Source organism: Acidovorax soli (assembly GCF_900107605.1).
GTDB classification, from domain to species: domain Bacteria; phylum Pseudomonadota; class Gammaproteobacteria; order Burkholderiales; family Burkholderiaceae_C; genus Acidovorax; species Acidovorax soli.
This window is the reverse complement of the sequence record NZ_FNQJ01000002.1, coordinates 293,227-318,818: the sequence shown is the minus strand read 5'-3', so window position 1 is coordinate 318,818 and position 25,592 is coordinate 293,227. Positions and strand designations below refer to the sequence as shown.

The 25,592-nt window shown below is 67.9% G+C and carries 24 protein-coding genes; 10 read left to right on the top strand and 14 right to left on the bottom strand.

Features of this window, described 5'->3' with window-relative positions:
• Positions 1-528 precede the first annotated feature (528 nt).
• Both BLW02_RS03245 and BLW02_RS03240 read left to right on the top strand, forming a co-directional pair.
• On the top strand, positions 529-2,037 hold the full coding sequence (locus BLW02_RS03245) for an AMP-binding protein (protein ID WP_092696981.1): 1,509 nt from the start codon (positions 529-531) through the stop codon (positions 2,035-2,037).
• Between the two features lie 67 nt (positions 2,038-2,104).
• Positions 2,105-2,755: a DsbA family oxidoreductase gene (locus BLW02_RS03240; protein ID WP_092696980.1), complete on the top strand. Its 651-nt coding sequence runs from the start codon at positions 2,105-2,107 to the stop codon at positions 2,753-2,755.
• A gap of 90 nt (positions 2,756-2,845) precedes the next feature.
• On the opposite strand, the gene BLW02_RS03235 is transcribed toward BLW02_RS03240, so the two are convergent.
• The 3 genes from BLW02_RS03235 to BLW02_RS03225 all read right to left on the bottom strand — a co-directional run bounded on the left by BLW02_RS03235 (position 2,846) and on the right by BLW02_RS03225 (position 8,211).
• Positions 2,846-3,289, bottom strand: coding sequence for a CreA family protein (locus BLW02_RS03235; RefSeq protein WP_238323296.1), 444 nt, complete (start codon positions 3,287-3,289; stop codon positions 2,846-2,848).
• A 53-nt stretch (positions 3,290-3,342) separates the two neighbouring features.
• Positions 3,343-5,922, bottom strand: a complete 2,580-nt coding sequence (gene cphA, locus BLW02_RS03230) for a cyanophycin synthetase (protein WP_092696978.1) — start codon at positions 5,920-5,922, stop codon at positions 3,343-3,345.
• Between the two features lie 78 nt (positions 5,923-6,000).
• Positions 6,001-8,211, bottom strand: a complete 2,211-nt coding sequence (locus BLW02_RS03225) for a cyanophycin synthetase (protein ID WP_092697014.1) — start codon at positions 8,209-8,211, stop codon at positions 6,001-6,003.
• Between the two features lie 190 nt (positions 8,212-8,401).
• Between BLW02_RS03225 and BLW02_RS03220 the strand changes: the two genes are divergently transcribed.
• Entirely contained in the window at positions 8,402-10,714 is a 2,313-nt protein-coding gene (locus tag BLW02_RS03220; protein WP_092696977.1) for a cyanophycin metabolism-associated ABC transporter, read from the top strand.
• Positions 10,715-10,732: 18 nt separating this feature from the next.
• Positions 10,733-11,212, top strand: coding sequence for a cyanophycin metabolism-associated DUF1854 family protein (locus BLW02_RS03215; RefSeq protein ID WP_092696976.1), 480 nt, complete (start codon positions 10,733-10,735; stop codon positions 11,210-11,212).
• A 61-nt stretch (positions 11,213-11,273) separates the two neighbouring features.
• Here the strand turns inward: BLW02_RS03215 and BLW02_RS03210 are convergent, their stop codons facing one another.
• From BLW02_RS03210 to BLW02_RS03195, 4 genes are all read right to left on the bottom strand, one after another.
• On the bottom strand, positions 11,274-11,642 hold the full coding sequence (locus tag BLW02_RS03210; protein ID WP_092696975.1) for an EF-hand domain-containing protein: 369 nt from the start codon (positions 11,640-11,642) through the stop codon (positions 11,274-11,276).
• Between the two features lie 152 nt (positions 11,643-11,794).
• Positions 11,795-12,712 (bottom strand): 5'-nucleotidase, encoded by a 918-nt coding sequence (locus BLW02_RS03205; RefSeq protein ID WP_092696974.1) that lies wholly within the window; start codon positions 12,710-12,712, stop codon positions 11,795-11,797.
• 175 nt (positions 12,713-12,887) lie between these two features.
• Complete coding sequence (gspF, locus tag BLW02_RS03200) at positions 12,888-14,120, bottom strand: type II secretion system inner membrane protein GspF (protein WP_092696973.1); 1,233 nt, start codon at positions 14,118-14,120, stop codon at positions 12,888-12,890.
• Positions 14,121-14,209: 89 nt separating this feature from the next.
• Positions 14,210-15,217, bottom strand: a complete 1,008-nt coding sequence (locus tag BLW02_RS03195) for an LLM class flavin-dependent oxidoreductase (protein WP_244273602.1) — start codon at positions 15,215-15,217, stop codon at positions 14,210-14,212.
• A 198-nt stretch (positions 15,218-15,415) separates the two neighbouring features.
• On the opposite strand from BLW02_RS03195, the gene BLW02_RS03190 reads away from it, so the two are divergent.
• Positions 15,416-15,901 carry a CZB domain-containing protein gene (locus BLW02_RS03190; RefSeq protein ID WP_092696971.1) on the top strand — a complete coding sequence of 162 codons (486 nt, stop codon included), beginning with the start codon at positions 15,416-15,418 and terminating at the stop codon, positions 15,899-15,901.
• Positions 15,902-15,977: 76 nt separating this feature from the next.
• Here the strand turns inward: BLW02_RS03190 and BLW02_RS03185 are convergent, their stop codons facing one another.
• A complete protein-coding gene (locus BLW02_RS03185) occupies positions 15,978-16,400 on the bottom strand; it encodes a hypothetical protein (RefSeq protein WP_139285324.1) in 423 nt (140 codons plus the stop codon).
• A gap of 58 nt (positions 16,401-16,458) precedes the next feature.
• On the bottom strand, positions 16,459-17,007 hold the full coding sequence (gene ruvC, locus BLW02_RS03180; protein WP_092696969.1) for a crossover junction endodeoxyribonuclease RuvC: 549 nt from the start codon (positions 17,005-17,007) through the stop codon (positions 16,459-16,461).
• Positions 17,008-17,145: 138 nt separating this feature from the next.
• Here ruvC and BLW02_RS03175 point away from each other — a divergent pair, with 138 nt between their 5' ends.
• Together BLW02_RS03175 and BLW02_RS03170 are read left to right on the top strand one after the other, a co-directional pair.
• Positions 17,146-17,394: a DUF3297 family protein gene (locus BLW02_RS03175; RefSeq protein ID WP_026437936.1), complete on the top strand. Its 249-nt coding sequence runs from the start codon at positions 17,146-17,148 to the stop codon at positions 17,392-17,394.
• 52 nt (positions 17,395-17,446) lie between these two features.
• Positions 17,447-17,917: a reverse transcriptase-like protein gene (locus BLW02_RS03170; protein ID WP_092696968.1), complete on the top strand. Its 471-nt coding sequence runs from the start codon at positions 17,447-17,449 to the stop codon at positions 17,915-17,917.
• A 19-nt stretch (positions 17,918-17,936) separates the two neighbouring features.
• On the opposite strand, the gene mtgA is transcribed toward BLW02_RS03170, so the two are convergent.
• The 5 genes from mtgA to BLW02_RS03145 form a co-directional block, all read right to left on the bottom strand.
• Positions 17,937-18,671, bottom strand: a complete 735-nt coding sequence (gene mtgA, locus BLW02_RS03165) for a monofunctional biosynthetic peptidoglycan transglycosylase (RefSeq protein ID WP_092696967.1) — start codon at positions 18,669-18,671, stop codon at positions 17,937-17,939.
• Between the two features lie 13 nt (positions 18,672-18,684).
• Entirely contained in the window at positions 18,685-19,521 is an 837-nt protein-coding gene (aroE, locus tag BLW02_RS03160) for a shikimate dehydrogenase (RefSeq protein ID WP_092696966.1), read from the bottom strand.
• Between the two features lie 67 nt (positions 19,522-19,588).
• Positions 19,589-20,473 (bottom strand): energy transducer TonB, encoded by an 885-nt coding sequence (locus tag BLW02_RS03155; RefSeq protein WP_092696965.1) that lies wholly within the window; start codon positions 20,471-20,473, stop codon positions 19,589-19,591.
• Positions 20,474-20,719: 246 nt separating this feature from the next.
• On the bottom strand, positions 20,720-22,810 hold the full coding sequence (locus BLW02_RS03150; RefSeq protein WP_092697013.1) for a ribonuclease catalytic domain-containing protein: 2,091 nt from the start codon (positions 22,808-22,810) through the stop codon (positions 20,720-20,722).
• 36 nt (positions 22,811-22,846) lie between these two features.
• A complete protein-coding gene (locus tag BLW02_RS03145) occupies positions 22,847-23,608 on the bottom strand; it encodes a metallophosphoesterase (protein ID WP_092696964.1) in 762 nt (253 codons plus the stop codon).
• A gap of 169 nt (positions 23,609-23,777) precedes the next feature.
• Here BLW02_RS03145 and BLW02_RS03140 point away from each other — a divergent pair, with 169 nt between their 5' ends.
• Genes BLW02_RS03140 through BLW02_RS03130 form a run of 3 tightly spaced genes read left to right on the top strand, consistent with a single transcriptional unit; the run spans position 23,778 to position 25,548 of the window.
• On the top strand, positions 23,778-24,509 hold the full coding sequence (locus BLW02_RS03140) for an RNA polymerase sigma factor (RefSeq protein ID WP_092697012.1): 732 nt from the start codon (positions 23,778-23,780) through the stop codon (positions 24,507-24,509).
• A 38-nt stretch (positions 24,510-24,547) separates the two neighbouring features.
• A complete protein-coding gene (locus BLW02_RS03135) occupies positions 24,548-25,141 on the top strand; it encodes a ferritin-like domain-containing protein (RefSeq protein WP_092696963.1) in 594 nt (197 codons plus the stop codon).
• Positions 25,138-25,548 carry a c-type cytochrome gene (locus BLW02_RS03130; protein ID WP_092696962.1) on the top strand — a complete coding sequence of 137 codons (411 nt, stop codon included), beginning with the start codon at positions 25,138-25,140 and terminating at the stop codon, positions 25,546-25,548. The genes BLW02_RS03135 and BLW02_RS03130 overlap by 4 nt, the downstream gene beginning before the upstream one ends.
• The last annotated feature ends 44 nt before the right edge of the window (positions 25,549-25,592 follow it).

Genomic DNA, 25,592 nt, shown 5'->3' with positions numbered 1-25,592 from the left:
TCGGTTCACGAAATCGAGCACGTAAGATAGTCAACCAGCTTCACGAAATCGGTGAAGGTTCAATGAGCCTCACACACAGAAATTCGGACAGGCCCGCAGTATCTGGAGCACCACTTTGAGCCGAACCCCAATGACAACTTTAGGGCAGAGCCGCCTGGTCTTGACGCGTCGTGAAGTCGACGCGTGGGCGATGCACTTTCAGTGCCTGGATCTCAACCCACCGGCTTTAGCCGGTGGTTGTTGAGTGGCGTTCCGCATGTATTCCCGTCCCCGTCCTATTCGCAATAAAGCGACTGGTCCGTCGATGGTTCCTGGCGCAAGTGCCCAGCCTGATCACCGCCGCTTCCAGGCGCTGGCCGGCGTCCAGCGTTGCGGCTTTCTGCTGCATCTGCGGCAGGTACTGCGTCTGCACCCGGGGCCGCACCGGGGGCTGCGGGTTTCTCCGCGGGGTGCGGCGTGCGTGCCGCAGGCGCCATCACCTACAGTGCCGCATGGCCTTTCGCATGTTTTTGTGATCGAACGCACCCCATGAATCTTGCCCATCTGCTCCGCCGCAGCGCCCAGCGCTACCCCGATCAACCTGCCGTGCTGCACGGCGACCAGGTGGTGCTGAGCTACGGCGCCCTGGGTGCCCGCGCGGCGGCCCTGGCGGCCTGGCTGCGCACGCACTGCGGTGTGGCGCCGGGCGACCGCGTGGCCATCTACGCCGCCAACTGCCCGGAGTACCTGGAGGCGCTGCATGCCATTGTGTGGGCGGGCGCGGTGTCGGTGCCGGTCAACTACAAGCTGCATGCCAAGGAGCTGGCGCATGTGCTGGCCGATTCGGGTGCGCGCGTGGTGCTGGCATCGCAGTCGCTCGCTGCGGCCGCGCGCGAAGCGGGGGCACCGGATGCCGGCCTGCTGGTGTTGGGCTCGGATGCCTATGCCGCTGCCGTGCGGCATGCGCCCATGGAGGTCCATGACCGAGCCCCGCAGGATGTGGCCTCGCTGTTCTACACCTCGGGCACCACCGGCCGCCCCAAGGGCGTGATGCAGACGCACCGCAACCTGCTGGCCATGACGGCCTGCTATTTCACCGACGTGGACGACATCGCCCCGGGCGACGCCATGGTGTATGCCGCACCCATGTCGCACGGCGCAGGGCTTTACAACTACGCCCAGGTGCTGCGGGGCGCACGCCATGTGGTGCCGGTGTCGGGCGGTTTCGAGCCCGCCGAGCTGGTGCAGCTGGCCGCCTCGGTGGGCCAGCTCACGCTGTTTGCCGCGCCCACCATGGTGCACCGGCTGGTCGAGCATGTGCGGGCCACGGGCGCGGAGGTGGCGGGCTTCAAGACCATCGTGTACGGCGGCGGCCCCATGTATGCCGACGACCTGCGCGCCGCGCTGGCCACCCTGGGCAACCGCTTTGTGCAGATCTACGGCCAGGGCGAAAGCCCCATGACCATCACCGCCCTCGCGCGCGCGCAGCTGGCCGACCGCCACCACCCGCGCTGGGCCGAGCGCATGGCCTCTGTGGGCGTGGCGCAGTCGCTGGTGGAGGTGCGCGTGGTCGATGCGGCCGGTCAGCCTGTGCCCGCAGGCGAGACCGGCGAGGTGGTGGTGCGCGGCGAAACCGTGATGCCCGGCTACTGGAACAACCCCGAGGCCACGGCCCAGACGCTGCGCGATGGCTGGCTGTACACCGGCGACATGGGGTGCCTGGACGGCGACGGTTTTCTCACCCTCAAGGACCGCTCCAAGGACGTGATCATCTCGGGCGGCTCCAACATCTACCCGCGCGAGGTCGAAGAAGTGCTGCTGCTGCACCCGCAGGTGCGCGAGGTGGCCGTGGTGGGGCAGCCGGATGCGGAGTGGGGCGAGGTGCCCGTGGCCTTTGTGGTGGGCAATGAGGGCGTGACCCCCGATGCGCTGGACGCGCTGTGCCTGGCGCACATCGCGCGCTTCAAGCGCCCTCGGCTCTACCGTTTCGTGTCCGCCTTGCCCAAGAACAGCTATGGCAAGGTGCCCAAGACGGCGCTGCGGGAGATGCTGGGTTAAAAGCCCGGCCTGCAAAGGCCAATGCGTGGGCCTACCATCGTGGCCTGCACTTTTCTGCGAGCCCGCCATGACCACCACCACCCTCAAGATCGATTTCGTCTCCGATGTCTCCTGCCCCTGGTGCATCATCGGCCTCAAGGCGCTGGAGCAGGCAGCGGATCGGCTCAAGGACGAAGTCGCGCTCGACCTGCATTTCCAGCCCTTCGAGCTGAACCCGCAGATGGTGCCCGGGGGCCAGGACATTGGCGAGCACCTGCAAGAGAAGTACGGCGCCACACCGGAACAGAGCCAGAAGAACCGCGAGGCCATTGCCGCCCGGGGGGCGGCGCTGGGCTTTACCTTCAGCATGGACAAGCGCAGCCGCATCTACAACACCTTCGATGCGCACCGCCTGCTGCACTGGGCCGAAGAAAAGGGTCTGCAAGCCCCGCTCAAGCACGCTTTGTTCGCGGCCTATTTCACCGATGGACAAGACCCGAGCAGCCATGAGGTGCTGGTGCGCGTGGCGGGCGAGGTGGGGCTGGATGCCGACGAGGCGCGGGCGCTGCTGGCGTCTGACCGCTTTGCCGATGCGGTGCGCGAGCGTGAGCAGTTCTACCAGCAGCACGGCATCCATTCGGTGCCGGCGATCATCATCAACGAGCGCCACCTGATCTCGGGCGGGCAGCCGGTGGAGGTGTTCGAACAGGCGCTGCGGCAGATTGCGGCGCAGGGTTGATGGGAGGATTGGCTATTAATCAATAGCTATTGGCGCTTGTTGATCAAGCGCTAGAGGCTTTCTCATGAGCGGTGGCGTGGGGCCGCCGATTCATTTGCGCAGCGGTATGGGCGTGGCGCGGTCCACCGGAACGGCGGTCACGCTGTTCTGCGGCGAACCGTCGATCAGCTTTTCCGAATAGGTCAGGTAGACCAGCGTGTTGCGCGCCGGGTCCACCATGCGCACGATGCGCAGGCGCTTGAACAGGATGGACATGCGCTCGCTGAACACCTCTTCCTGCTTCCTGAGCGGCTGGGGGATGCGGATGGCCCCCACCTGGCGGCAGGCGATCGAGGCTTCGGCGCGGTCTTCGGCCAGGCCCAGCGTGCCCTTGACGCCCCCGATGCGGGCGCGCGAGACATAGCAGGTCACGCCCTGCACGCCAGGGTCGTCGTAGGCTTCCACGATGATGTCGTGGTCGCGGCCAATCCATTGGAAGGCCGTGTCCACCGTGCCGATCCTTTCGCCCGATGCCGCCAACGCGGCGCAGGGCATAAGGGCACTGGCCAACAGCCCTGCCGCTGCCAAGGCCCGGCAGCGGATGTTCATCATGCTGCCACCCCGGCTTCGGCGCAGCGCCGGGCCAGGTGGGCGAGGGCTTCTTCCACCTGGTCCACCAGCACCAGGCACAGGTCGCCCGGTTGCAGGCGATCGAGGGCGGCGTCGATGGCGATGAACTCGCCGCGGATTTCCTCGACATGCTGGGTGCGCACGGCGCCGGCCAGGCCTTCGCGCAGCAGGGCCATCACTTCGCCGTCGCCGCGGCCCCGCTGGGCGGCGTCCTGGTAGAGGATCACGTCGTCAAAGGCGGCGCCCAGGATCACGGTCTGCTCGCGGATGTCCTCGTCGCGGCGGTCGCCGGCGCCGCTGATCACCACGCTGCGGCGCTTGGCGGGCAGGGCCTCGACGGCCTGCACCAGGGCGCGCATGGCGTCGGGGTTGTGGCCGTAGTCGGCGATCACCGTGGCACCCTTGAAATCCATGACGTTGAAGCGGCCCGGAGCGTTGTCGCTGTCGTTCACAAAGCCCGAGAGGCCGCGGCGGATGGTCTGCCAGGGCAGGCCGGCGCCCCAGGCGGCGGCCACCGAGGCCATGACGTTCTCGACCTGGAAGCCGATCTTGCCGTTGCGCGTGATGGGCACGTCGCGCAGGTGGATGGTTTCGCGCCACGAGCCTTCAGCGGCCACGATCGAATCGCCATCCACGTACACGGTGCGGTGGCCCTGGGCGCGGTGCGTGGCCATCACGGGGTGGTGGCGGTCTGCGGCGAAATAGATGATCTTGCCGGGGCAGGACGAGGCCATGGCGGCCACGATGGGGTCGGTGGCATTGAGCACGGCATAGCCGGTGGTGGCCACGTTCTGCACGATCACGCGCTTGAGCACTGCCAGGTCTTCCACCGTGGTGATGTAGTTCAGCCCCAGGTGGTCGCCCGCACCGATGTTGGTGACCACGGCCACCTGGCAGCGGTCGAAGCCCAGGCCTTCGCGCAGGATGCCGCCACGCGCGGTTTCGAACACGGCGGCGTCCACCTCGGGGTGCAGCAGCACGTTGCGGGCGCTCTTGGGGCCGCTGCAGTCGCCGCTGTCGATCTGGCGGCCGTTCACGTACACGCCGTCGGTGTTGGTCATGCCCACGCGCAGGCCCTGGGCGGTGAACAGGTGGGCAATCAGGCGCGCCGTGGTGGTCTTGCCGTTGGTGCCGGTCACGGCCACGGTAGGAATGCGGCCATCGTCGCCATGGGCATAGAGGCGGTCCACCATGGCCTGGCCGACATTGCGCGGCTTGCCGTAGCTGGGCGCCAGGTGCATGCGCAGGCCGGGGGCGGCATTCACTTCGACGAAGCCGCCGCCCTGCTCTTCGAGGGGGCGCAGCACGGTCTCGGCGACCATGTCCACGCCGCAGATGTGCAGGCCCACCATCTGGGCGGCGGCCACGGCGCGCGCGGCCACGGCAGGGTGCACGTCGTCGGTGACATCGGTGGCGGTGCCGCCGGTCGACAGGTTGGCGTTGTTGCGCAGGATGACGCGCTGGCCCTTGGGCGGAACGGAGTCGGGCGTCAGGTTCTGCATGGCCAGGCGGGCCACGGCGATGTCATCGAGACGGATCTTGGTGAGCGAGGTGGCGTGGCCTTCGCCACGGCGCGGGTCCTGGTTCACGATGTGCACCAGTTCGCGCACGGTGCGTTCGCCATCGCCCAGCACCTGCGGGGGCTCGCGCCGGGCAGCGGCCACGAGCTGGTCGCCCACCACCAGCAGGCGGAAATCGTGGCCGGGCAAAAAGCGCTCGACCATCACGGTGCCGTAGTCGGCCGCGTTGCGGTAGGCCTCTTCGAGCTGGGCACGGTCGGTGATGTTGACCGTGACGCCCTTGCCCTGGTTGCCGTCCTGCGGCTTGACCACCACGGGCAGACCCACCCTGAGTGCGACTTCCCAGGCTTCCTCGACGGTGTCCACCGGCTGGCCCAGCGGCACCGGCACGCCGGCCGCATGCAGCAGGCGCTTGGTGAGGTCCTTGTCCTGGCCGATGGATTCGGCCACGGCGCTGGTGGAGTCGATCTCGGCGGCCTGGATGCGGCGCTGCTTCGAACCCCAGCCAAACTGCACCAGGCTGCCGCGCGTGAGGCGCCGGTAGGGGATGCCGCGGGCCACGGCGGCATCGACGATGGCGCCGGTGCTGGGGCCCAGGCGCTCGTCTTCATCGAGCTCGCGCAGACTGGCAATGGTCGCTTCGGCATCGAATTGGCCCTGGCCCAGCGCGGCGTTGATGAGGTGCTGGGCGTCTTCAAACGCCTGCCGGCCCACGGCTTCCTCGCTGTATTCGACAACCACCTGGTACACACCGGCATCGGTGGTGGCGGTGGTGCGGGCAAAGGTTACCGGGCAGCCGGCCTGGGCCTGCAGGGCCAGCGCCGCCGTCTGCAGCACATGGGCGAGCGAGACATCGCCGCTGCCGCCTTCGGGGTGCAGCATGCCGATGGCCGGAAACAGGGCCCGCAGCCGGGCTTCGAAACCGTCCATGCGGGCGATGGAGCGTTCGGATTCGGCGCAGGCCACCACGGCCTCGATGGCCATGTGGCGGCTCCAGAGGTTGGGGCCACGCAGGGCCCGGGTGCGGGATACATCCATGAAAGTGTCTTTCTGTGGTCCATCAGGGCTGGCAGGCCCCGGTCAGGTCTAGGGCGATGGAATCAACAACGGGTGGCATCAGGTGGGCAGGGTGCTCACGGGCGGCAGCTCGGGCTCGAACGTCTTGATGCCGGCACCGATGAGGTCGGGGGCAATGTCCAGCGCCCAGGCCGCGCCGATCGCGGCCAGCAGGGCATCGGTGTCGGGCACGATGGCGTTGCGCCCGAACGTGAGCTCGGACAGCGTGCCCAGCACATGTTCTGCACTGCCGGTGGCCAGCACCACGTGCTGGTTGCGCCGCACCACGGCGCGCCCCTGGTTGCGGGCACGGTGCTCCACGATGGCGGGCAGGCTGGCGTCCTGTGCATACAGCACCACATCGCCGTCGCACAGCGGGGCCAGGTCGGCCACCTGCGGATCGGCGGCGTTGAGCACGGCCGCGCCGCCCTCCAGCACCACGTCCACCTGCGTGCGCAGCACCTTGGTCATCTGCTCGCGGTTCTGGATGTCGAATTCGGCCAGCGTTTCCGCGCCCTCCATGTCGGTGACCACGCCCACCTGGCAGCGGTCGTAGGCCAGTCCGTCACGCAGGATGGTGCGGGCGTCGTTTTCGATCACGGCGGCCTGCACCATCTGGTTCATGAGCAGGCGGTGTGCCGCTTCCCAGTGGGCGCAGTCGGCCGCCTCCACGCAGCGGCGGTCCAGGAAGAGGCCGTCGCGGCAGGCCAGGCCGGTGTGCCGTCCGCTCAGGTGCAGCAGCCAGGCCACCAGGCGCGCGATGGTGGCGGTGCCCTGCGTGCCGGCAACACCCACCACCGGGATGCGTCCCACGGTGTCTTCGTCTTCGTGTTCTTCGGCGGGGAACAGGTGCTCGACGATGGCCTGGCCCACAGGGCGGGGGGTGCCCACGGCGGGCTTGAGGTGCATGAGCAGGCCGGGGCCGGCGTTCACTTCCACAATGGCGCCGCCCTGTTCGTGCAGGGGGCGGGAGATGTCTTGCGCCACCATGTCGATGCCGGCGATGTCCAGGCCCACCACCTTGGCGGCCAACTGGGCGATGTAGGCCACTTCCGGGTGCACCTCGTCGGTGCAGTCCACGGCCACGTTGCCGTTGCGCTGGATTACCACCTGCCGTCCGGCGGCGGGCACCGCATCAGCGCTGAGGTCCTGGCGCTTGAGTTCCAGCTGCACCTTGGCGTCGGTCGCCACATCGATGATTTCGAGCGGGTACTCTTCTTCGTGGCCCCGGCGGGGGTCGGAATTGAGCTGGCTGTCGATCAGCTCGGTCACCGTGGACCGGCCATTGCCCGTGATGCTGACCACCTCGCCGCGTGCCGCCGCCACCAGCTTGCCACCCACCACCAGCAGGCGGTGTTCGTCGCCGGGAATGAAGCGCTCGACCATCACGTCGCTGCCCTCGGGGTAGGCCACATGGTAGGCCGCCGCAATGTCTTCCTGCTTGCGCAGGTCCAGCGTGACGCCGCGGCCATGGTTGCCGTCGGAGGGCTTGACCACCACGGGCAGGCCGATGTCCTCGGCGGCTTCCCAGGCCTCAGCGGGGCTGTTGACCACCTGGCCGTCCGGGATGGGTACGCCGCAGGCCTTGAGCAGGCTCTTGGTGAGATCCTTGTCGCTGGCTATGCCTTCGGCGATGGCGCTGGTGAATTCGCTCTCTGCCGTCCAGATGCGCCGCTGGCGGGCGCCGTAGCCCAGTTGCACCAAGTTGCCGTCGTTCAGGCGGATGTGGGGAATGCCGCGGTCCGTGCCTGCCGTCACGATGCAGGCCGTGCTGGGGCCCAGGTAGCGGTCATCGACCTCGGTGCGCAGCCGCGCCACGGCGGCCCGTACGTCAAAGGGTTCATCGTTGATGGCGGCCATCAGCAGGCGGTGCCCCTGGGCCAGCGCCACGCGGGCCACCTGTTCGTCGCGGGCCCGGAACACCATGCGGTAGACACCGCGCACCGACGTGCTGCGGGTCTGGCCGAAACCCGTGGGCATGCCCGACAGGTTGAGCAGCTCGATGACCACATGCTCCAGCACATGGCCGCACCAGGTGCCCTCCTGCAGGCGTTGCAGGAAACCGCCGCGCTCGCCCACGCCGCAGTGGTGCTCCTCCAGCGCGGGCAACCAGGCCGTGAGGCGGTCATTGAGCCCGGGGAGGGTGTTGGAGGGGTGGTCTTCCAGTACACCCAGGTCCAGCCAGACCTCCAGTGCCGGCCGGTAGGTCCAGATGTTGGGGCCGCGCAGGTAGTTGATGCGCAGGAGTTGGATATCGTCGATTTTTGCCATGTTTCGGAGCGGTTCAGGGGCACCGGGCGGGCCGGACAGGGAATGCAATTGTGCGCCCGGTTGGACGCCCGTTTTGCCGATCAAGGGGAGGAGGCGGTGCAGTTTGCGCTGGCACGCCGGGTTTCGGTCAAAATTCCAGCTCCTGCAACGCTTGTGGCTGTGTGTCGCCGACTGCAGAGAACCCAAACCTATGCAACATCACCATTCTGTGGACGCCTCCGGTGTCTTTTCTGGCCCCCAGGGGGCCGATTTGCGGGCCATGCTCGCTCCCCAAGAGAACGTGCTGGCCGCGTTACAGGTTGACCTGAGTGTCGAATTGCGCTTTGCCGCCGGCTGGGTGGTGGTGACTTCGGAGCGCATTCTGGCCTGCGACCCCGGCACTGCCGCCTGGCGTGCCTGGCCGCTGTCGAGCGGCCTGGCGCTGCGCATGCAGGACCACGGCGGGGTCGGCACGCTGGAGCTGCAGGCCCCGGATGCGCGGCTGGCCCTCTGGCGCTTTACCCTGGTGCACCATCCTCAGGCCCTGCGCCTGGTGCAGCGCTTCGAGCAGGCGACGGCCCGCAGCCTGGCTTCGGGTGCGGCGCAGGACGAGGCCGATGAGCCCACCTGTCCGCAGTGCCACACCCCGCTGCCTCCCGATACCGAAGAATGCCCGGCCTGCGCGCGCGCCCAGCCCCCGCAGACTTCCACCTGGGTGCTGCTGCGGCTGTGGCGCTTCGCGCGGCCCTACCGCAAGCAGCTGGCGACGGGTTTTGCGCTCACGCTGGCTTCCACGGCGGCCACGCTGGTGCCGCCCTACCTCACCATCCCGCTGATGGACGACATCCTGATCCCGTTCCAGAACGGCCAGCAGATCGAGCCCGGCCTGGTGCTGCTCTACCTGGGCGGCCTGCTGCTGTCGGCCCTGGCCGCCTGGGGGCTGTCGTGGGCGCGCACCTACATCCTGGCGCTGGTGTCCGAGCGCATCGGCGCCGACCTGCGCACCACCACCTACGAGCACCTCTTGCGCCTGTCGCTCGACTACTTTGGCGGCAAGCGCACGGGCGACCTGATGGCGCGCATTGGCTCCGAAACCGACCGCATCAACGTCTTCCTGTCGCTGCACGCGCTCGATTTCATCACCGATGTGCTGATGATCTGCATGACGGCGGCCATCCTGTTTTCCATCAACCCCTGGCTGGCGCTGGTCACGCTGGTGCCGCTGCCCTTCATCGGCTGGATGATCCACACCGTACGCGACCGCCTGCGCACGGGTTTCGAAAAAATCGACCGTGTGTGGAGCGAGGTGACCAACGTGCTGGCCGACACCATTCCCGGCATCCGCGTGGTGAAGGCCTTTGCCCAGGAAAAGCGCGAAGCCCAGCGGTTTCGCGACGCCAACCAGCACAACCTGGAAGTGAACGACAAGCTCAACAAAACCTGGAGCCTGTTCACGCCCACGGTGTCGCTGCTCACCGAAATCGGCCTGCTGGTGGTCTGGGCGTTCGGCATCTGGCTGGTGTCGCGCAACCAGATCACCGTGGGTGTGCTCACGGCCTTCATCGCCTACATCGGGCGCTTTTATGGGCGGCTCGATTCCATGAGCCGCATTGTCTCGGTCACACAGAAGGCCGCTGCGGGTGCCAAGCGCATCTTTGACATCCTGGACCATGTCAGCAATGTGCCCGACCCCGTCCAGCCGGTGAAACTGGCCCGCGTCGAAGGCGCCATCCAGATGCGCAACGTGGGCTTTCGCTACGGCAGCCGCGCCGTCATCAAGCACCTGGATCTGGACATCCGCCCCGGCGAGATGATCGGGCTGGTGGGGCACAGCGGCTCGGGCAAGAGCACGCTGGTGAACCTGATCAACCGCTTCTATGACGTGAGCGATGGCTCCATCCAGGTCGATGGGGTGGATATCCGCCGCTTCGCCGTGGCCGATTACCGCCGCCACATCGGCCTGGTGCTGCAGGAGCCCTTCCTGTTTTTCGGCACGATTGCCGAGAACATTGCCTATGGCAAGCCCGATGCCTCGCGCGCGGAGATCGTGGCGGCCGCCCGCGCCGCCCATGCGCACGAGTTCATCCTGCGCCTGCCGCATGGCTACGACTCGCTGGTGGGCGAGCGCGGCCAGGGCCTGTCGGGCGGCGAGCGCCAGCGCATCAGCATTGCCCGCGCGCTGCTGATCGACCCGCGCATCCTGATCCTGGACGAAGCCACCTCGGCCGTCGATACCGAGACGGAAAAGGAAATCCAGAAGGCGCTCGACAACCTGGTGCAGGGCCGTACCACCATTGCCATTGCCCACCGCCTGTCCACCCTGCGCAAGGCCGACCGCCTGGTGGTCATGGACCGCGGCGAGGTGGTCGAGGTCGGGCCGCACGATGAACTCATGGAAAAGCAGGGCGCCTACTGGCGCCTGTACGAAGCCCAGGCCCGCCGCGCCGAAGAAGACGCCCAGGCCGCTGGCGTCATCATCGACAGCGGCCTGCTGCACCCGGCGCACCCCGCCGGCAATTCTTGAACCGGCCGGAAGCTGACCATGACGACATCCATTGTTCCGCTGCAACTGCACCGCAATTCCCATGGCCGCCTGGTCCTGACCCAGCCGGACGGCACCCTCCACGAGGGCGTGACGCCCGTGCGCGCGTTTCCGATCGCGGCGCCGTCCGAAGGCCTTTCGCTCGTTGGCCCGGATGGCCATGAACTGGTCTGGCTGGACCGGCTCGATCAGCTGCCCGAGGCGGCACGCCACCTGGTCGATGAAGAACTGGCCGTGCGGGAGTTTGTGCCCACTATCCACCAGATCGTTTCTGTTTCGAGTTTCTCCACGCCCAGCACCTGGACCGTCGAGACCGACAAGGGCCCGGCCCAGTTCATGCTGAAGGCCGAAGAAGACATCCGCCGCCTGGGCGGGCGCACGCGCCTGCTGATTGCCGCGGGCGACGGCATGCAGTTTCGGGTGCCCGACACCACGGTGCTGGACCGGCAGTCCCGGCGTTTGCTGGAGCGCTTTCTGTAAAAGGCCGGCGCAAGCGGGCGGGGGTGGCAGCAAATGTGAGATGCATGGCCACCCCGTTCCCTCATGGTTTGACGGGAGGGGTGCCCGATGCCACCTCTGCCTGTGCGGCCCGCTTGCGCTCGCGTTCGGCGCGGTGTTTGGCGGCAAAAACCTGCACTTCGGCGTACGAAACGAAGTTGTCGTGGTCGGTGTCGGCATCGTCAAAAGCGGCGGCCAGGCGGGGAAAAAGCACCACTTCGCTGCGGCTGAGCTTGCCGTCGCCGTTGAAGTCGAGCATCTTGAATTCCTGCATGGCCTTGATCTCGCCCTTGGACAGCGGGGCCTTGGCCGGGGCGCTGGCAGCCGCCTGCGCGGGCACGGCCGCCTCCGGCGGGTTGGCGAGTGCCAGGCTGCAGCCCAGGGCGGCCAGCAGGGCCAGTGGGATTTTCATGCGCAAAACTCCTCGGGTCGAACAGGGGCGATGTTGGCATATCTGCGGCCGCAAAGCCCATTTGCAACGCTGCGGGCGCAGGCTTTCACCGGGTGTTGCACTCTTTGGCAGGGCGTCCTGGTTGCATGCAGATGCCATGCATGCCGGCATGCTTATCCGGCCGGCAGGGTGCCCTGGTTGGTGATGCCGCTGCTCACATGGCCTGCAGGCACATGGCGGGCCGCGGAGGTGACATGGCCGGTCTGGTCGTCAAAGAAAAAGTCGGGTTCGAACTCGCGCAGGAACTCGCCCTTGGGCATGCCGCCCAGAAACATGGCTTCATCGACCGCGATCTGCCAGCTCATCAGCGTCTGGATGGCCCGTTCGTGCGCGGGCGCGCCGCGCGCCGTGACCAGGGCGGTGCGGATGCGCATGGACGGTGCGCCGCTTTGCTGCAGGCGGTGCAGGGCCGACAAAAAAGGTTTGAAGGGCCCGGGGGGCAGGGGCAGCAGGGCCTTTTCGACCTCGTGGGCCTGGAAGGCGTCGAGCCCGGAGGCCTGGAACACCCGCTCGGCCTCGTCCGAAAACAGCACGGCGTCGCCGTCAAAGGCGATGCGCACTTCGTGCGGGTGGGCCGCGCTGGCCTGGGCCGACTGCGTGGCCACCTGCGCCGCCGGGAAGCCCATGGCCAGGGCCTCGTTCACGTCGGCCGCGTTCGCCGAGAGAAAAAGGTGCGCGCCCAGGGGCCGCAGGTAGCGAAACGGCGCCGCCCCCTGCGTGAAGACCCCGCGCTGCACCGACGCCAACCCGTGGGCCTTGGCCGAGCGGAACACGCGCATGCCACTGACCGGGTCGTTGCGCGACAGCACCACCACCTCCACCCGCTGCTGCGCGGGCTCGTTGAAGGCGAGCAGCTTCTTGACCAGCGAAAACGCCACGCCGGGCCGCGCCGGCTCATCCAGCCGGTCGAGCTGCAGCTGCATGTAGCCTTGGGGGTGCTCGGGGTCGAAGATGCGGTTTTCTTCTTCAAAATCGAACAGTGCGCGTGACGAGATCGCCACCACCAGCTTGTCGTCCAGGGTCACCGCCATGGATCCTCCTTGAAAGCCATCCATTCCACCACTCGCAGCCGTTGAAACAGGCGCGCCACAAGCCAGGGCCGCCGCGCAAGGGCCGCCCCGTCGCGCTGGCGGCGTCCCCCCTCCCGCATCGCGCAGCGAGGCGAGAGAGGGGGTGAAGGCGCGTAGCGCCTCAGGGGGGTGCACTTCATTTCACGAACTGGTTGAGCTGGATGATGGGCAGCAGCACTGCCAGCACGATCAGCATCACGATCAGGCCCATGGCCACGATGAGCAGCGGCTCCAGGATGGTGGCCAGCTGCATGGCGCGGCGCTGCACGTCGTTGGACAGCTGGGTGGCGGCGCGCTGCAGCATCACCGGCAGCTGGCCGGTCTGCTCGCCCAGGCGCGCAAACATGGCCAGCAGGCCGGGGAAGCGTTTTTTCTGCGCCAGCGCCGAGGCCAGCGGGGCGCCCTCGCGCACCAGCACCAGCGCATCGAGCGCATCGGCGCGCAGTGCGCGGTTGTTCAGGGTTTCGGCGGCGGCCTGCAGGGCCTTGAGGATGGGCACGCCGGCGCTGGCCAGCATGGCCAGCGTGCTGGCAAAGCGCGCCGCGTTGTAGCCGCGCGCCAGCTTGCCCACCAGGGGCAGGTTCAGCCAGGCGGCATCAAACTTTTGACGAAAATGCTCGATTGCCAAGGCCCAGCGTGCACCTATAGCTATCAAAACGACAGCAATCAGCATCAGCCAGCCATAGCTGCGCACCGCGGCGCTCACGGCCAGCATGGCCACGGTGAGAAAGGGCAGGGCGCGCTTGGTGCCGGCGAACACACTGGCCACCTGCGGCACCACGTAGCTCACCAGGAACAGCACGATCGCGATGGCGATCAGGGTGACGATGGCTGGGTACAGCGCCGCGCCCATCAGCTTGGCCTGCAGGGCCTGGCGCTCTTCGAGGTCGTCGGCCAGGCGCTCCAGCACCAGGCCGAGGTTGCCGCTGTGCTCGCCCGCGCCGATCACGGCGCAGTAGATGTCGGAAAACTCGCGCGGATGCTGGGCCAGCGCGCGGGCAAAGGGGGCACCGGCGTTCACCTCGGAGCGCAAGGCCGCCACCAGATGGCGCTGGCGCTCGTCGTCGGCTTCCTCCGACAGGGCGGAAAGGGCGCGCTCCAGCGGCAGGCCCGAGGCCACCAGCCCCGCCAGCTGGCGGGTCCAGATGGCCAGGGCGGAGGCGCCCAGCACCGGCCGCGTGAAAAGGCGCTGCCCCAGGCCGGCGGGGGCGCCATCGCGCGACTGGCCGGTCTGCACGGGCTCCACGCTCAGGGGCACCAGCGCCTGGGCCCGCAGCAGGCTACGGGCCGACTTGGCCGTGTCGGCTTCCATCAGGCCCTTGCGGGTCTGGCCCTGGGCGTCCAGGGCTTCAAAAGAAAAAGCGGGCATGTGGGGGGGACCGGATGAGCTGTCAGGCGCGATAAGCCAGCCCGTGATGGTAGCCGCTGCCCGTGACGCTGTACTGTGCAGCCGGGGCTTCAGGCCATCTCGGCGACGGCCTGCGCCGCAATGTCCAGCGAACGCAGGCGCAGCGCCGGGTCGAACACGTCGCTGACCAGCATGAATTCGTCCGCGCCCGTGGCCTGGTGCAGGTGGGCCAGGCCGGCGCGCACCGTGTCGGGCCCGCCGATGACGGCTGCGGCCAGAAAGTCGCCGATGGCAGCGCGCTCTTGCGGCTGCAGGCGCGCGGCAAAGTTCTCGATGGGCGGCAGCAGGCGGCGGCGGTCGCCCGTGAGGATGCCCAGCACGCGCTGGTAGGTGCTGCTGGCCAGGAAATCGGCTTCGGAGTCGGTGGGCGCCGCGATCAGGGGCACGCCAATCACCACATAAGGCCGGGGCCACGCAGCGGACGGCCGGTACAGGTTGCGGTACAGATCGAGCGCCTGGTGCAGCAGGCGCGGCGCGAAATGCGAGGCAAAGGCATAGGGCAGGCCGCGCTCGGCCGCCAGCTGTGCCGAAAACAGGCTGGAGCCCAGCAGCCAGATGGGCACGTTGGTGCCTGCACCGGGCATGGCAATCAGGCGCTGGTCGGGTGTGGCCGGTGCCAGCAGGCGCTGCAGCTCGGCCACGTCCTGCGGAAAATCATCGGCGGTTTCCACGCGGCTGCGGCGCAGGGCGCGCATGGTGGCCGGGTCGGTGCCGGGCGCGCGGCCCAGGCCCAGGTCGATGCGGCCGGGGTACAGCTCGGCCAGCGTGCCAAACGCCTCGGCCACCACCAGCGGCGCATGGTTGGGCAGCATCACGCCGCCCGAGCCCACGCGGATGCGCTGCGTGCCCCCGGCGATATGCCCCACCAGCACGGCGGTGGCCGAGCTGGCAATGCCGGCCATGTTGTGGTGCTCGGCCAGCCAGTAGCGCGCAAAACCCAGCGCTTCGGCGTGTTGCGCGGTGCGCAGGGCGATCTGCAGTGCCTGGGCGACGGTGCCGCCTTCGCGCACGGCGACCAGGTCGAGCATGGAAAGGGCGGGGCGTTGGGCAGTAGTCATGGCCCGATTGTCGGCGCGCTGCGCCATGGCTGCTGGCGGGGCTGCGGGATCCAGGTCTTGCGGCAAGGTCGCCGGCCGGCGATACGCCTGAGCCGTCATTTTTTGGTAGCCAAAACACGGTGTTGCTCACAAAATGTTTCAAATCCATGGCCGCCGCACCGTGAGCGATGGGTGGTGGACACCTTGCATGGGGGGCGTATGGGTTTTTTCAGTCGATTGTTCCGGATTCGTGAGCAGGCTGCCTCCAGCCCCGAAACCACCTGGGCCGTGGAAGACAACGGCAGCGAACTGGTGCTGGATGAAGAGTACGCCGCCATGCTGATGACAGAGATCGACATCGATGCGGCCATCGCCAGCCACGAGCGCTGGCGCCTGCAGTTGCAGGACATGGTCAATGGTCGCTCCGACGAGGCCATGCACCCCGACCGTATCTGCCAGGATGACCGCTGCGACCTGGGCCGCTGGCTCCATGGTGCGGGCCGTGTGCGGCTGGGGCATTACCCGGCCTTCGGGATGCTGGAGGCGCGGCACCGGTATTTTCACCAGCAGGCGGCCGCGGTGGTCAGCAGTTTCCAGGCCGGCGATCAGGCCACTGCGGCCCAGCTGCTCAACAGCCGCTGCCGCCACGCATCCAACCAGGTGCTGTTGCTGCTCAAGGAGCTCAAGCGCGGGCTCGGGCGCTGACCGGGGCTGTCAATTGCTGGTGAATCAATCGCAATTGGCACTTTTCTGGCAGGGCGTGCGGCCGATTTTGCAGGGATCAAACGATCTGTTCCAGCTGCCAGCCGGTTTCCCGGGCAATGTCCTGCAGGTGGTGCCCCGCCAGCGTGTAGTGGATTTCGGTGCCGACAGGCGCCCCCAGCGTGGGCAGCAGCGCGCGCAGGGCGCTGCGGGCGGCGTGCAGGTCATAGGCGTTGATGTCGATGCGGATGTAGGCCGGCGGCCGCAGTCCGTCGGGGCGCCGTTCGCCGAGCGAGTCGCCCCAGCCCACCACCAGCCCCAGGTCCTGCGAGCGCAGCATCTGGTCGATGGTGTCCTCGCGTTGGTGCATGGGGTCCTGCACATCGCGCCGGGCCAGCGGAATTTTCACGAAGAGGAAACCAGTGATCGCCTCGGGCAGTGCGGGGTGACCGGGAGAAGGTACGGGCACTGAATGGGGCGCCGGGGCGGGTGGGTTGACCATGGGGTTGATTTTAGGGACGCGCGGTCAGCAGGGTGATTGGGCGCGGCACCGGGCCGCTTCAGTAGCTGCGCCCGCCCTTGTACATCGCGTGCTGGCGCCGCTGCAGCGTGGCCGCTTCGCCCAGCCGCGCCATGGCCGCGCCGGCGTGCGCGTGGGTGATGGCCATGCCGAGCGCATCGGCGGCGTCGGTGCCGGGCAGACCGGGCAGCTGCAGCAGGCGGCGCACCATTTCCTGCACCTGGGTCTTGGCGGCGCGGCCGTGGCCGACCACGGCCTTTTTCATCTGCAGCGCGGTGTACTCGGCCACGGGCAGGTTGCTGGCCACCAGGGCGGTAATGGCCGCGCCACGGGCCTGGCCCAGCAGCAGGGTGGACTGGGGGTTGACGTTGACGAAGACGATCTCGACGGTGGCCACGTCGGGCTGGTAGCGCGCCGCCACCTCGCTGATGCCGTCAAACAGCACCTTCAGCCGCCCGGGCAGGTCGCCCAGGGCCAGCGCGGTGGTGCGGATGGTGCCGCTGGCCACATAGCCCAGCCGGTGACCGTCCACATCGATCAGGCCGAAGCCCGTGGTCTGCAGGCCGGGGTCAATTCCCAGAATTCTCATGTGTTGTTGAAGGAGTGGCTGCTACCGCTTGCCAGTCGCGTGGCGGGCATGGGGTGATGATACGGGCCGGGCGCAGTGCACCGAAACCAAATCCGGGACAATGCCCGCTTTTGTGCATACAGCCTTTGCAGGATTTCCATGACCGAAGCCACTTCCGCGCCCCCGCTGCCCGACCGCCTGTCCATCGACCCGCGCAGCCCGCACCATGTTGCCGCCGTGTTCGAGCACGACATCGGCATCCGCCTGAACGACAAGGACCGCTTCGATGTCGAGGAATACTGCATCAGCGAAGGCTGGGTCAAGGTGCCTGCGGGCAAGACGCTCGATCGCAAGGGCAAGCCGCTGCTGATCAAGCTCAAGGGCAAGGTGGAAGCGTTCTACCGTTGATGGCCATCCCGCCACGGCGGCCGGGCGCAATGCGGCCCGTGCAACCCGCGCCATGACTGCGGTGCTGGAGCCGGCATCGGTCCGCACCTGGGTCGTCCACTGCGATGGCAGCGCCATGCCCAACCCTGGCCGCATGGGGCTGGGCGTGGTGCTCTGCGCGCCCGACGGTACCCGCCACACCTTTGCGCAGGCCACGCACACCACGGGCTGCAACAACGAGGCCGAGCTGCGGGCCCTGCTGCTGGCCTTGGCTGAGTTGCAGGCGCGTGGGGCCAGCGCACTGCAGGTGCACAGCGACAGCAGCATCCTGGTGGAGCAACTCGGCGGCACGCCCGTGGTGCCGATTGCGCGGCTGCAAGACCTTTTTGACCAGGCGCGCCGCCTGCTGCAGACCTTCGGGCCGGTGCAACTGCAGTGGGTTCCGCGCCACCGAAATGCCGAGGCCGACGCCCTGGCCCGCGCCGCGCTGGGGTTGGCACCCAAGCTGCCCGCGCGGCCTATCGGCCAGCGGCGCAAAAAGTAGGCGTTCGCCGGGCCAAGGATCAGGGCAGCTCGGCACTGCCCATGCGCGCCAGGATGGTGCGCGTGCGCCCTGCCAGGTAGGCCGAGCCGGGGGTCTTCTCGAAGCGCTTGGGCGCGGGCAGCATGACGGCCAGGCGTGCGGCCTCCTGCGGCGACAGGCGCGCGGCCGGCTTGCGGAAGTAATGCTGGGCCGCGGCCTCGGCGCCAAACACGCCATCGCCCCATTCCACGCTGTTGAGGTAGATCTCCAGGATGCGCTGCTTCGGTAAAAGTTGCTCCAGCAGCACGGTCAGCACGAACTCCTGGCCCTTGCGCAGCAGCGTGCGCTCGCCCGAGAGCAGCAGGTTCTTGGCCAGCTGCTGGGTGATGGTGGAGCCGCCCCGTATCCTGGGCGTGCGCACGGGCTTGTCGGGCGCGCGGGCCTGGGCCCGGGCGATCTGCGCCTCGGCCTGGGCGTTGCGCTCCCAGGCTTTTTCGATGGCGTTCCAGTCCACGCCGTCGTGGGTGACGAAGCTGCCGTCTTCGGCCGCGATCACGGCGCGTTTGAGGTGGTCGGAAATCTGGGCGTAGGGCAGCCACTGCTGGCGCCAGCGCACATCGCCCTTGCTGGCTACCTGCGCCCAGATCTCGGAGCGCTGGAAGGTGGTGGATTCGGGGGCGACCCAGGCCATCAGCGCGATGCGCGCCACAAAAAACAACTGCAGGGCCACCAGGGCCACCACCACCAGGCCCAGCCAGCGCAACAGGGCTTTCATGACCGTGGCCCGCTCACGCAGCGGCCTGCAGTTCGGCCAGCACCTGGGCCGATGGCGGGCGCACGCCACGCCACAGGGCAAAGGCCTCGGCGGCCTGTTCCACCAGCATGCCCAGGCCGTCGCGCGGCACGGCGCCATGCTGGCGGGCCCAGTCGAGAAAACCCTGCGCCGCCGGGCCGTACATCATGTCGTAGGCCAGGCTGCCGGGGCGCAGCACATGGGTGGGCACGGGAACGGAGTCACCGCTCAGGCTGCTGGCCGTGGCATTGATGATGAGGTCGAAATCGGCGTCCAGCGCCTGTGGAGCAAGCGCCAGAAGCTCTGCCTTTTGCAGCAGTGCCAGGTCGGCATGGGCCTGCACCAGGGCCTGCGCCCGGGCCAGCGTACGGTTGGCCACGGTGACATGGCGCACGCCCGCCTGCAGCAAGGGGCCCAGCACGCCGGCTGCGGCGCCACCGGCGCCCACCAGCAGCACGTCGCGCCCGGCCAGCGGCAGGCCCGCGTTGCGCGTGATGTCGGCCACCAGGCCCAGGCCGTCGGTGTTGTCGGCGTGGATGGCCTGTCCGTCAAAGACCAGGGTGTTGGCGGCGCCCGCCCGCTGCACGCGTTCGCTGCGCGTGGTGGCCAGCGCGGCGGCTTCGAGCTTGAAAGGCACGGTGACATTGCAGCCGCGCCCGCCGCGGGCCATGAAGTCGCGCACGCCCTGGGCAAAGCCGCCGATGGGCAGCAGGCAGCGTTCGTACACCAGGTGCTCGCTGGTCAGTTCGGCAAAGCGGGCGTGGATGGCGGGCGAGCGGCTGTGCGCCACCGGGTTGCCCATCACGCAATACAGGTCATCGGAAGAACTCATGGAGCGCGGTGTGAAGGATGGAATGCGGGCGGGGCACGATTGTCTCCCCGGCGCCGCAGGCCGGTTCTTAGGGGCTGCGGCCTTCGGGGTCGGTTTCGAAGTTGGTGGTCAGGGTCTGGTCGCGTGTGAACTTGAAGCGCGCCACCATGGCGATCTGGTCGGCCTGGCGGCGCATCTCGGCATTGAAATGGCCGAATGGGCCGGAGGCCCGCGCGATGGCCTCGGCCTGCCGGTCCAGCGTGCGATTGCCCGAACCCTGCACCACCTCGGTGGCCAGGACGCGGCCATCGTGGTTGACGGTGATGATCATTGTCAGCTCGCCATAGAGCTTCCTGCCGCCTTGTTCGGGGAAGTTTTCTGTGCCCTTGTCCTCGACCTTGCTGCGCAGGGCCGAGTAATACACCGCGTAGGCCTCTTCGCGCGTGGCGGGGCTGATGTAGCGCTTCTTGGGGCGTGCGTTTTCTTCGTTGATGCGCTTTTCGATCTCGGCCAGCAGCTTGACGAGCTGGCGGCGCTTTTCCTCTTCGGCGGCCTGGCTGCCACTTTGGCTGGGCTTGCGCGGATCGGGCAGGGGCAGCGCGGCGATCTGTTTGCGCAGCTGGGCCAGCAGCTGGTTTTGCTGCTCTTGCAGGGTGTCCAGCCGACGCTGAGATTCCTCGAAATCGTCGCCCACGGCCGTGAGTGCCGAATAGGGCAGGGGACTGGTGGCGCGGCCCTTGTTCGCCTCACCGCCCCCGGCCATGTTGGCCTGGGCGATGGCCTGCGCCTTGTCGGGCCGTTCGTTGGACTTGGCGTTGACCAGGATGACTTCGAGCGGCGTGTCCTGGAACACGCGATTGAAGCCCTCGGGGTCGATGAAACGCACCGACAGCAGCGCAGCGTGCAGCGCCACCGACACGCCCAGCGTGAGCTGCAGCGTGGTGAAGCGGGTGAGTAAGGAAGCGTTTTTCATCGCCGGGCCGCCCCAAGATGAAAAGCGGCCCCCTCGGGGGGCAGCGACCACACGAAGTGGGGAGCGTAGGGGTTATTTTTCATCGCCGGGCCGCCCCAAGATGAAAAGCGGCCCCCTCGGGGCTGAGGGCTGCGGCTCCAGGCCTGCCGGCGCAGGGCTGGACAGTCCGAAGAGGTGATGCCTCTGGCGTCACCGCGGCCTGCAAGGCCAGAGACCACACGAAGTGAGGGAGCGTGGGGGCCATGTTCACGGGGCAGGATTATCGGTGCTTGCGGTGCCGTTGGTGTCGGCCTCGTTCATATCGACGGCAATGGCAATGGGGCCGGCCACGGCCGCGTCGTCATCGGCGTCGTCGGCATCTTCCACCGGGCCATCGTCACTGGTGTCGTCGGGATCGTCCAGGCGCTCGATCACGGTGCCGTGCAGGTCAAGCGTGATCTCGTCCACCTCGCCGAGCTTGACTCTGAGGCGTGCGCCGCGCGGCAGGTTCTGCGCGCCCAGCACGGGGAAGACCAGCGGCAGCGTGTCGGCGCGCACCAGAAAGCTGCCGCCCGGCCCTTCCTTGAAGACGGTGGCGTTGAGCTCGGTGATGCCGTTCTGCTCCAGGTATTGCAGCGTCCAGAAACGCTCCATGCCGGCCTGGTAGCCGTTGTAGGCGCCGTAGGCTGCGTCAAAGCTGCTGATGATGGAGAACAGCTCGGCATCCTTGGGTTTGAAGGGGGCCGCCAGGGCTGCCGTCCTGCCGTTGCGCACACAGGCAATGATCTGCCACTGGTTCACCAGGTCCACATAGCGGCGCAGCGGCGAGGTGGCCCACGAATAGGCCTTGACGCCAATGCCGGCGTGCGGCAGCGCCTTGGTGCCCATGCGCACCTTCACGCCCGGCGCCATGCTGGCCTGGCTGCGGTAGATGCCGGGCACGCCGTGTTCGGCCAGCATCAGGCCCCAGGTGCTGTTGGCCACGATGGCGGCCTCGGCCACGATCAGGTCCAGCGGTGCGCCGCGCTGGCGCGTGCTGATTTGCACCTGCTCTGAGCCATTGGGCTCGCCACGGTCGTTGCCGATCAGCTTGAAGTTGTAGTCGGGCCGGTTGAAGTTTTCGGGCTTGCCGCGCACCACTTCGCGCTGGGCCTTGAGGGTTTGGGCCAGTCGGTGCAAAAACGACAGCTGATCGCGCACATCCAGCAATCGCTGCGGGGTGTTTTCTATCTCAATGGCTGGGTCGGTCAGCCAGGCCTCGGTGACGATGTGGTCGAGCTGGTCGTGGCGCAGGTTGGCCACCACGGGCACGCGTTCGAGCTTGGTTTCGGTACCCGTGATCGCGAGCGTTGCTTCGTCCACCGTGACATACAGCGATACAGCCGGGTTGGCGCGGCCTTCGTCCAGCGTGTAGATCTGCACCACCTCGTCGGGCAGCATGGTGATCTTGTAGCCGGGCATGTAGACGGTGGACAGGCGGGTGCGGCCCAGCTGGTCGAGCGGCGTGCCCGGCACGATGGCCAGGCCCGGCGCGGCGATGTGGATGCCCACCACCACGCTGCCCGTGCCCAGGCCCTGCACCGACAGCGCATCGTCGATCTCGGTGGTCTGCGAGTCGTCGATGGAATAGGCCTGCACGGGCGCTAGCGGCAGGTCGGCCGGCGGCTGCGGTGCGGTGAGCTGCGGGAAACCCGTGCCCTTGGGGAAGTTGTCGAACAGGAAGCGCTTCCAGTGGAACTGGTAGGCCGAATCGATGGCGCCGGCCTTTTGCAGCAGGTCGAGCGGCGCCAGGTGGGTGGCGCGGCTGGCCTCGACCACGGCCTTGTATTCGGGCGCGTTCTTGTCGGGGCGGAACAGGATCTTGTAGAGCTGCTCGCGGACGGGCTGCGGGCATTCGCCGCGTCCCAGCGCCTCGGCCCAGCCGCTGATCTGCTGCACGATCAGCTTTTTCTTCTCGATGGCGGCCAGGGCCTGCTGCAGGATCTCGGCCGGGGCTTTCTTGAAGCGGCCCTTGCCGGCGCGGCGGAAGTAGTGCGGCGCCTCGTGCAGGGCAAACAGCGCGCCGGCCTGCTGAGCCAGCGTGGCGTTGTCCGAAAAATAGTCGCGCGCCAGGTCGGCAAAGCCGAAATCCTCCTCGGGGGCGAACTCCCAGGCCAGCGGCAGTTCGATGGTCTGGGCCATGGCCTGCGCCTGGGCCATCAGCTCGGACGGCGCGGGCTTCTCGAATTTCAACAGGAGGTTCGCGGCCTTGACCTTGACCCGCTTGCCCGAATCGAGCTCGACTTGGGCCGAGCTTTCGGCTTCGGACAGGATGCGACCGGCCATGAATTTGCCGGCTTCTTCAAACAATGCGTGCATGGGCGGCATTCTCCCATGGGCGCCGGGGGGTGTTTTTCAGATCTCCAGCACCAGCCCGGGCGCAAACGCCTTGTTCTCCACCACCCCCTGGGGGGCATAGCCGCGCGGGTTGGCCACGACGCGCGTGGCGCCCACCTGGTAGTCGAAGCTGTCGTGCACATGGCCGTGCAGCCACAGCCGGGGCTGCCAACGCAGGATGCGCGCCTCCAGATCGGAAACAAAACAGGCGTTGAGGGGTGAGCCGGCAAACTGCGGGGCGATGCTGCCGCGCGCGGGCGCAAAGTGCGTGACGACCACGGTGGGCCCGTCGAACGGCTCGGCAAAACGCGCCTCCAGCCAGGCGACTGACCGGTCGAACAGCATTTGCGAGACGGCGGGCGTGAAGGGCGCCGCAAAGTCGGGTGCCACGCGGATGCGGCTGAAGTCCCGCACCAGCTCCATGGCCTTGGCCAGCGCCTCGTCGCGCTGCTGCGGCGCGTCGAAGAGCCGGTAGTCCGACCACAGCGTGCAGCCCAGGAACCGCACACCGCCATGGCGCCACGCATCGCATTCGAGCACGCGCACGCTGCTGCCTTCGGCATGCGTGCGCAGTTGCGCCATGGTGGTCACCAGATCGGAGCCATAGAACTCGTGGTTGCCCGCGACGAACACGGTGGGCCGGTCCAGTTGCCGCGCCCAGGCCATGGCCGCGGCGGGCCGCTGCAGGTCGCCGGCCAGTACCACCACGTCGGCGGGCGGCACATCCAGGGCCAGCGGGAGCACCGACAGGTGCAGATCGGACAGCAGGGCAATTTTCATGGCGTGCGGTGCATCAGGAGGAGCGGTGGCCATTGTGGCCGCTGACGCCCCTGGCAGGAGGGGCGTGGGGTGGCGCCCCTGCCGGCAACAGGTGCTTGTCACTTTTTTGCGCTGGCGGGCGTCCAATGACCAGGAACGAGCAAAAACCGACAAACCCAAGAGGCATGCCATGCACCTACCCCCATCGGAGCCCGTAGCGCGGGCGGCCTGCGATCCTTGCTCTGACGATGAACTGATCGAAGGGGCCTTGCAGGGCGAGCAGTCCGCCTTCGAGGCCATCATGCGCCGGCACAACCGCCTGTTGTTCCGCGCCGCGCGCGGGGTAGTGTCCGACGATGCCGAGGCGCAGGACGTGGTGCAGGAGACCTATCTGCGCGCCTTCACCCGGCTGCAGGATTTTCGGGGCGGCGCGGCGCTGGGCACGTGGCTGGCGCGCATCGCCATCAATATTGCGCTGGATGCACTGCGTAAGCGCGGCCGCTCGGTGCCGTCCATGCCAATGGACAGCGCGCAGGACGGTGACGACGAACCTTCACCGGAGCACATGATGTCTTTGAGCGCCCCACCGAGCCAATCGCCCGAGGCGGCCCTGGCACGCGGCGAGCTGCGCGGTTTGCTGCAGTCGGCCGTCGAAGGCCTGCCGCCGCTCTACCGCAGTGTCTTCATCTTGCGAGCCGTGCAGGAGATGAGCGTGGAAGAGGCGGCGTTTTGCCTGCAGGTGAGCAGTGACGTGGTCAAGACCCGCTACCTGCGGGCCCGCACGATGCTGCGCGACGCGCTGGGCGCGCAGATCGAGGCGCATGCCGAGAGTGCCTTCCCCTTCGCGGGCGCACGCTGCGACCAGGCGGTGCGCAACGTCGTTGCCGAGCTGCAGCAGCGCGGGCTGATTGCGCAGCGCTGACAGATCGTTCCTTGTTTTCACCACCCCAGGAGAACACCATGAAGAATATTTTTATTGACGTGCCCTCGCAGGCCCTGTTCCTTGCGCGCCGCCGGGCCATGTCCCTGTCGGGCGCCGCTGTGCTGTCGGCCGGTGCCGTGGCCTTGCTGGGCGGGCGTGACGCGCTCGCGGCGGGTGCCAAGATGAGCGCCAAGGACCTTGAGGCCGATGTGCGCATCCTCAACACCGCTCTGGGCGCCGAGCTGGAGGCCGTGGCGGCCTACCAGGTGGGCGCCGAAAGCGGCCTGCTGAGCAAGGGCGTGCTGCCGGTGGCGGTGCAGTTCCAGGGGCACCACAAGGAACATGCGCAGGCCATTGCGGCCACGGTGCAAAAGCTCGGCGGCAAACCGGTGGCGGCCAAGGACAAATACGCGTTCCCGGTGGAAAAACTCAAGGCCGAGGCCGATGTGCTGCGCTTTGCCGCGGGCCTGGAGCGGGGCGCCATCTCCGCCTACCTGGGCGCCGTGCCTCTGTTTGCCGACCGCGCGCTGGCGCAGGTGGCCGCCAGCATCCTGGGCGATGAGGCCATGCACTGGGCGGTGCTGCGTCAGGTGCTGGGCGACAACCCCGTGCCGTCGGCCTTCATGTCATGACACCGCGCCATGCTCCAGTCGCCCTGTGGCTGGCGGCCGGCCTGCTCGCGGCGGGCGCCAGCGCGGCACCCGACCCGGCAGCCCTGCAGCGCGGCGAGCAGGTCTACGCGCGCTGCGCCGCCTGCCACGCCATCGAGGGCAACCGTACGGGGCCGCAGCATTGTGGGCTGTGGGGGCGCCGCGCAGGCACGGCGCAGGGCTACAGCACCTATTCCAAGGCTCTGCGCGACAGCGCCATCGTCTGGGACGAGCGCTCGCTCAATGTCTTTCTGAAAGACCCGATGAAGACTGTGCCCGGCACGGCCATGGGCTACGCCGGTGTGAAGGACGACGGCGAACGCGCTGATCTCATCGCCTGGCTCAAAGAGGCCACGCGCCCGGGCAAGGCGTGCCAGCTAGTGCCGTAGGCGGTTCTTCCAGCACAAGCACGTTTTGAAATGCGCAGCGCTGC

Excerpts from the sequence above, each read along its gene's own strand:
- BLW02_RS03205 (WP_092696974.1), bottom strand. The coding sequence starts at position 12,712 with ATGGCGGTGACCCTGGACGACAAGCTGGTGGTGGCGATCTCGTCACGC.
- BLW02_RS03240 (WP_092696980.1), top strand. The coding sequence starts at position 2,105 with ATGACCACCACCACCCTCAAGATCGATTTCGTCTCCGATGTCTCCTGC.
- BLW02_RS03135 (WP_092696963.1), top strand. The coding sequence starts at position 24,548 with ATGAAGAATATTTTTATTGACGTGCCCTCGCAGGCCCTGTTCCTTGCG.
- BLW02_RS03150 (WP_092697013.1), bottom strand. The coding sequence starts at position 22,810 with ATGCACGCATTGTTTGAAGAAGCCGGCAAATTCATGGCCGGTCGCATC.
- mtgA (WP_092696967.1), bottom strand. The coding sequence starts at position 18,671 with ATGAAAGCCCTGTTGCGCTGGCTGGGCCTGGTGGTGGTGGCCCTGGTG.
- BLW02_RS03175 (WP_026437936.1), top strand. The coding sequence starts at position 17,146 with ATGACCGAAGCCACTTCCGCGCCCCCGCTGCCCGACCGCCTGTCCATC.
- ruvC (WP_092696969.1), bottom strand. The coding sequence starts at position 17,007 with ATGAGAATTCTGGGAATTGACCCCGGCCTGCAGACCACGGGCTTCGGC.
- BLW02_RS03145 (WP_092696964.1), bottom strand. The coding sequence starts at position 23,608 with ATGAAAATTGCCCTGCTGTCCGATCTGCACCTGTCGGTGCTCCCGCTG.
- BLW02_RS03190 (WP_092696971.1), top strand. The coding sequence starts at position 15,416 with ATGGGTTTTTTCAGTCGATTGTTCCGGATTCGTGAGCAGGCTGCCTCC.
- BLW02_RS03220 (WP_092696977.1), top strand. The coding sequence starts at position 8,402 with ATGCAACATCACCATTCTGTGGACGCCTCCGGTGTCTTTTCTGGCCCC.
- BLW02_RS03130 (WP_092696962.1), top strand. The coding sequence starts at position 25,138 with ATGACACCGCGCCATGCTCCAGTCGCCCTGTGGCTGGCGGCCGGCCTG.
- BLW02_RS03195 (WP_244273602.1), bottom strand. The coding sequence starts at position 15,217 with ATGACTACTGCCCAACGCCCCGCCCTTTCCATGCTCGACCTGGTCGCC.
- BLW02_RS03170 (WP_092696968.1), top strand. The coding sequence starts at position 17,447 with ATGACTGCGGTGCTGGAGCCGGCATCGGTCCGCACCTGGGTCGTCCAC.
- BLW02_RS03225 (WP_092697014.1), bottom strand. The coding sequence starts at position 8,211 with ATGGCAAAAATCGACGATATCCAACTCCTGCGCATCAACTACCTGCGC.
- BLW02_RS03210 (WP_092696975.1), bottom strand. The coding sequence starts at position 11,642 with ATGAAAATCCCACTGGCCCTGCTGGCCGCCCTGGGCTGCAGCCTGGCA.
- BLW02_RS03155 (WP_092696965.1), bottom strand. The coding sequence starts at position 20,473 with ATGAAAAACGCTTCCTTACTCACCCGCTTCACCACGCTGCAGCTCACG.
- gspF (WP_092696973.1), bottom strand. The coding sequence starts at position 14,120 with ATGCCCGCTTTTTCTTTTGAAGCCCTGGACGCCCAGGGCCAGACCCGC.
- BLW02_RS03235 (WP_238323296.1), bottom strand. The coding sequence starts at position 3,289 with ATGCCCTGCGCCGCGTTGGCGGCATCGGGCGAAAGGATCGGCACGGTG.
- BLW02_RS03245 (WP_092696981.1), top strand. The coding sequence starts at position 529 with ATGAATCTTGCCCATCTGCTCCGCCGCAGCGCCCAGCGCTACCCCGAT.
- aroE (WP_092696966.1), bottom strand. The coding sequence starts at position 19,521 with ATGAGTTCTTCCGATGACCTGTATTGCGTGATGGGCAACCCGGTGGCG.
- BLW02_RS03215 (WP_092696976.1), top strand. The coding sequence starts at position 10,733 with ATGACGACATCCATTGTTCCGCTGCAACTGCACCGCAATTCCCATGGC.
- BLW02_RS03140 (WP_092697012.1), top strand. The coding sequence starts at position 23,778 with ATGCACCTACCCCCATCGGAGCCCGTAGCGCGGGCGGCCTGCGATCCT.
- cphA (WP_092696978.1), bottom strand. The coding sequence starts at position 5,922 with ATGGATGTATCCCGCACCCGGGCCCTGCGTGGCCCCAACCTCTGGAGC.
- BLW02_RS03185 (WP_139285324.1), bottom strand. The coding sequence starts at position 16,400 with ATGGTCAACCCACCCGCCCCGGCGCCCCATTCAGTGCCCGTACCTTCT.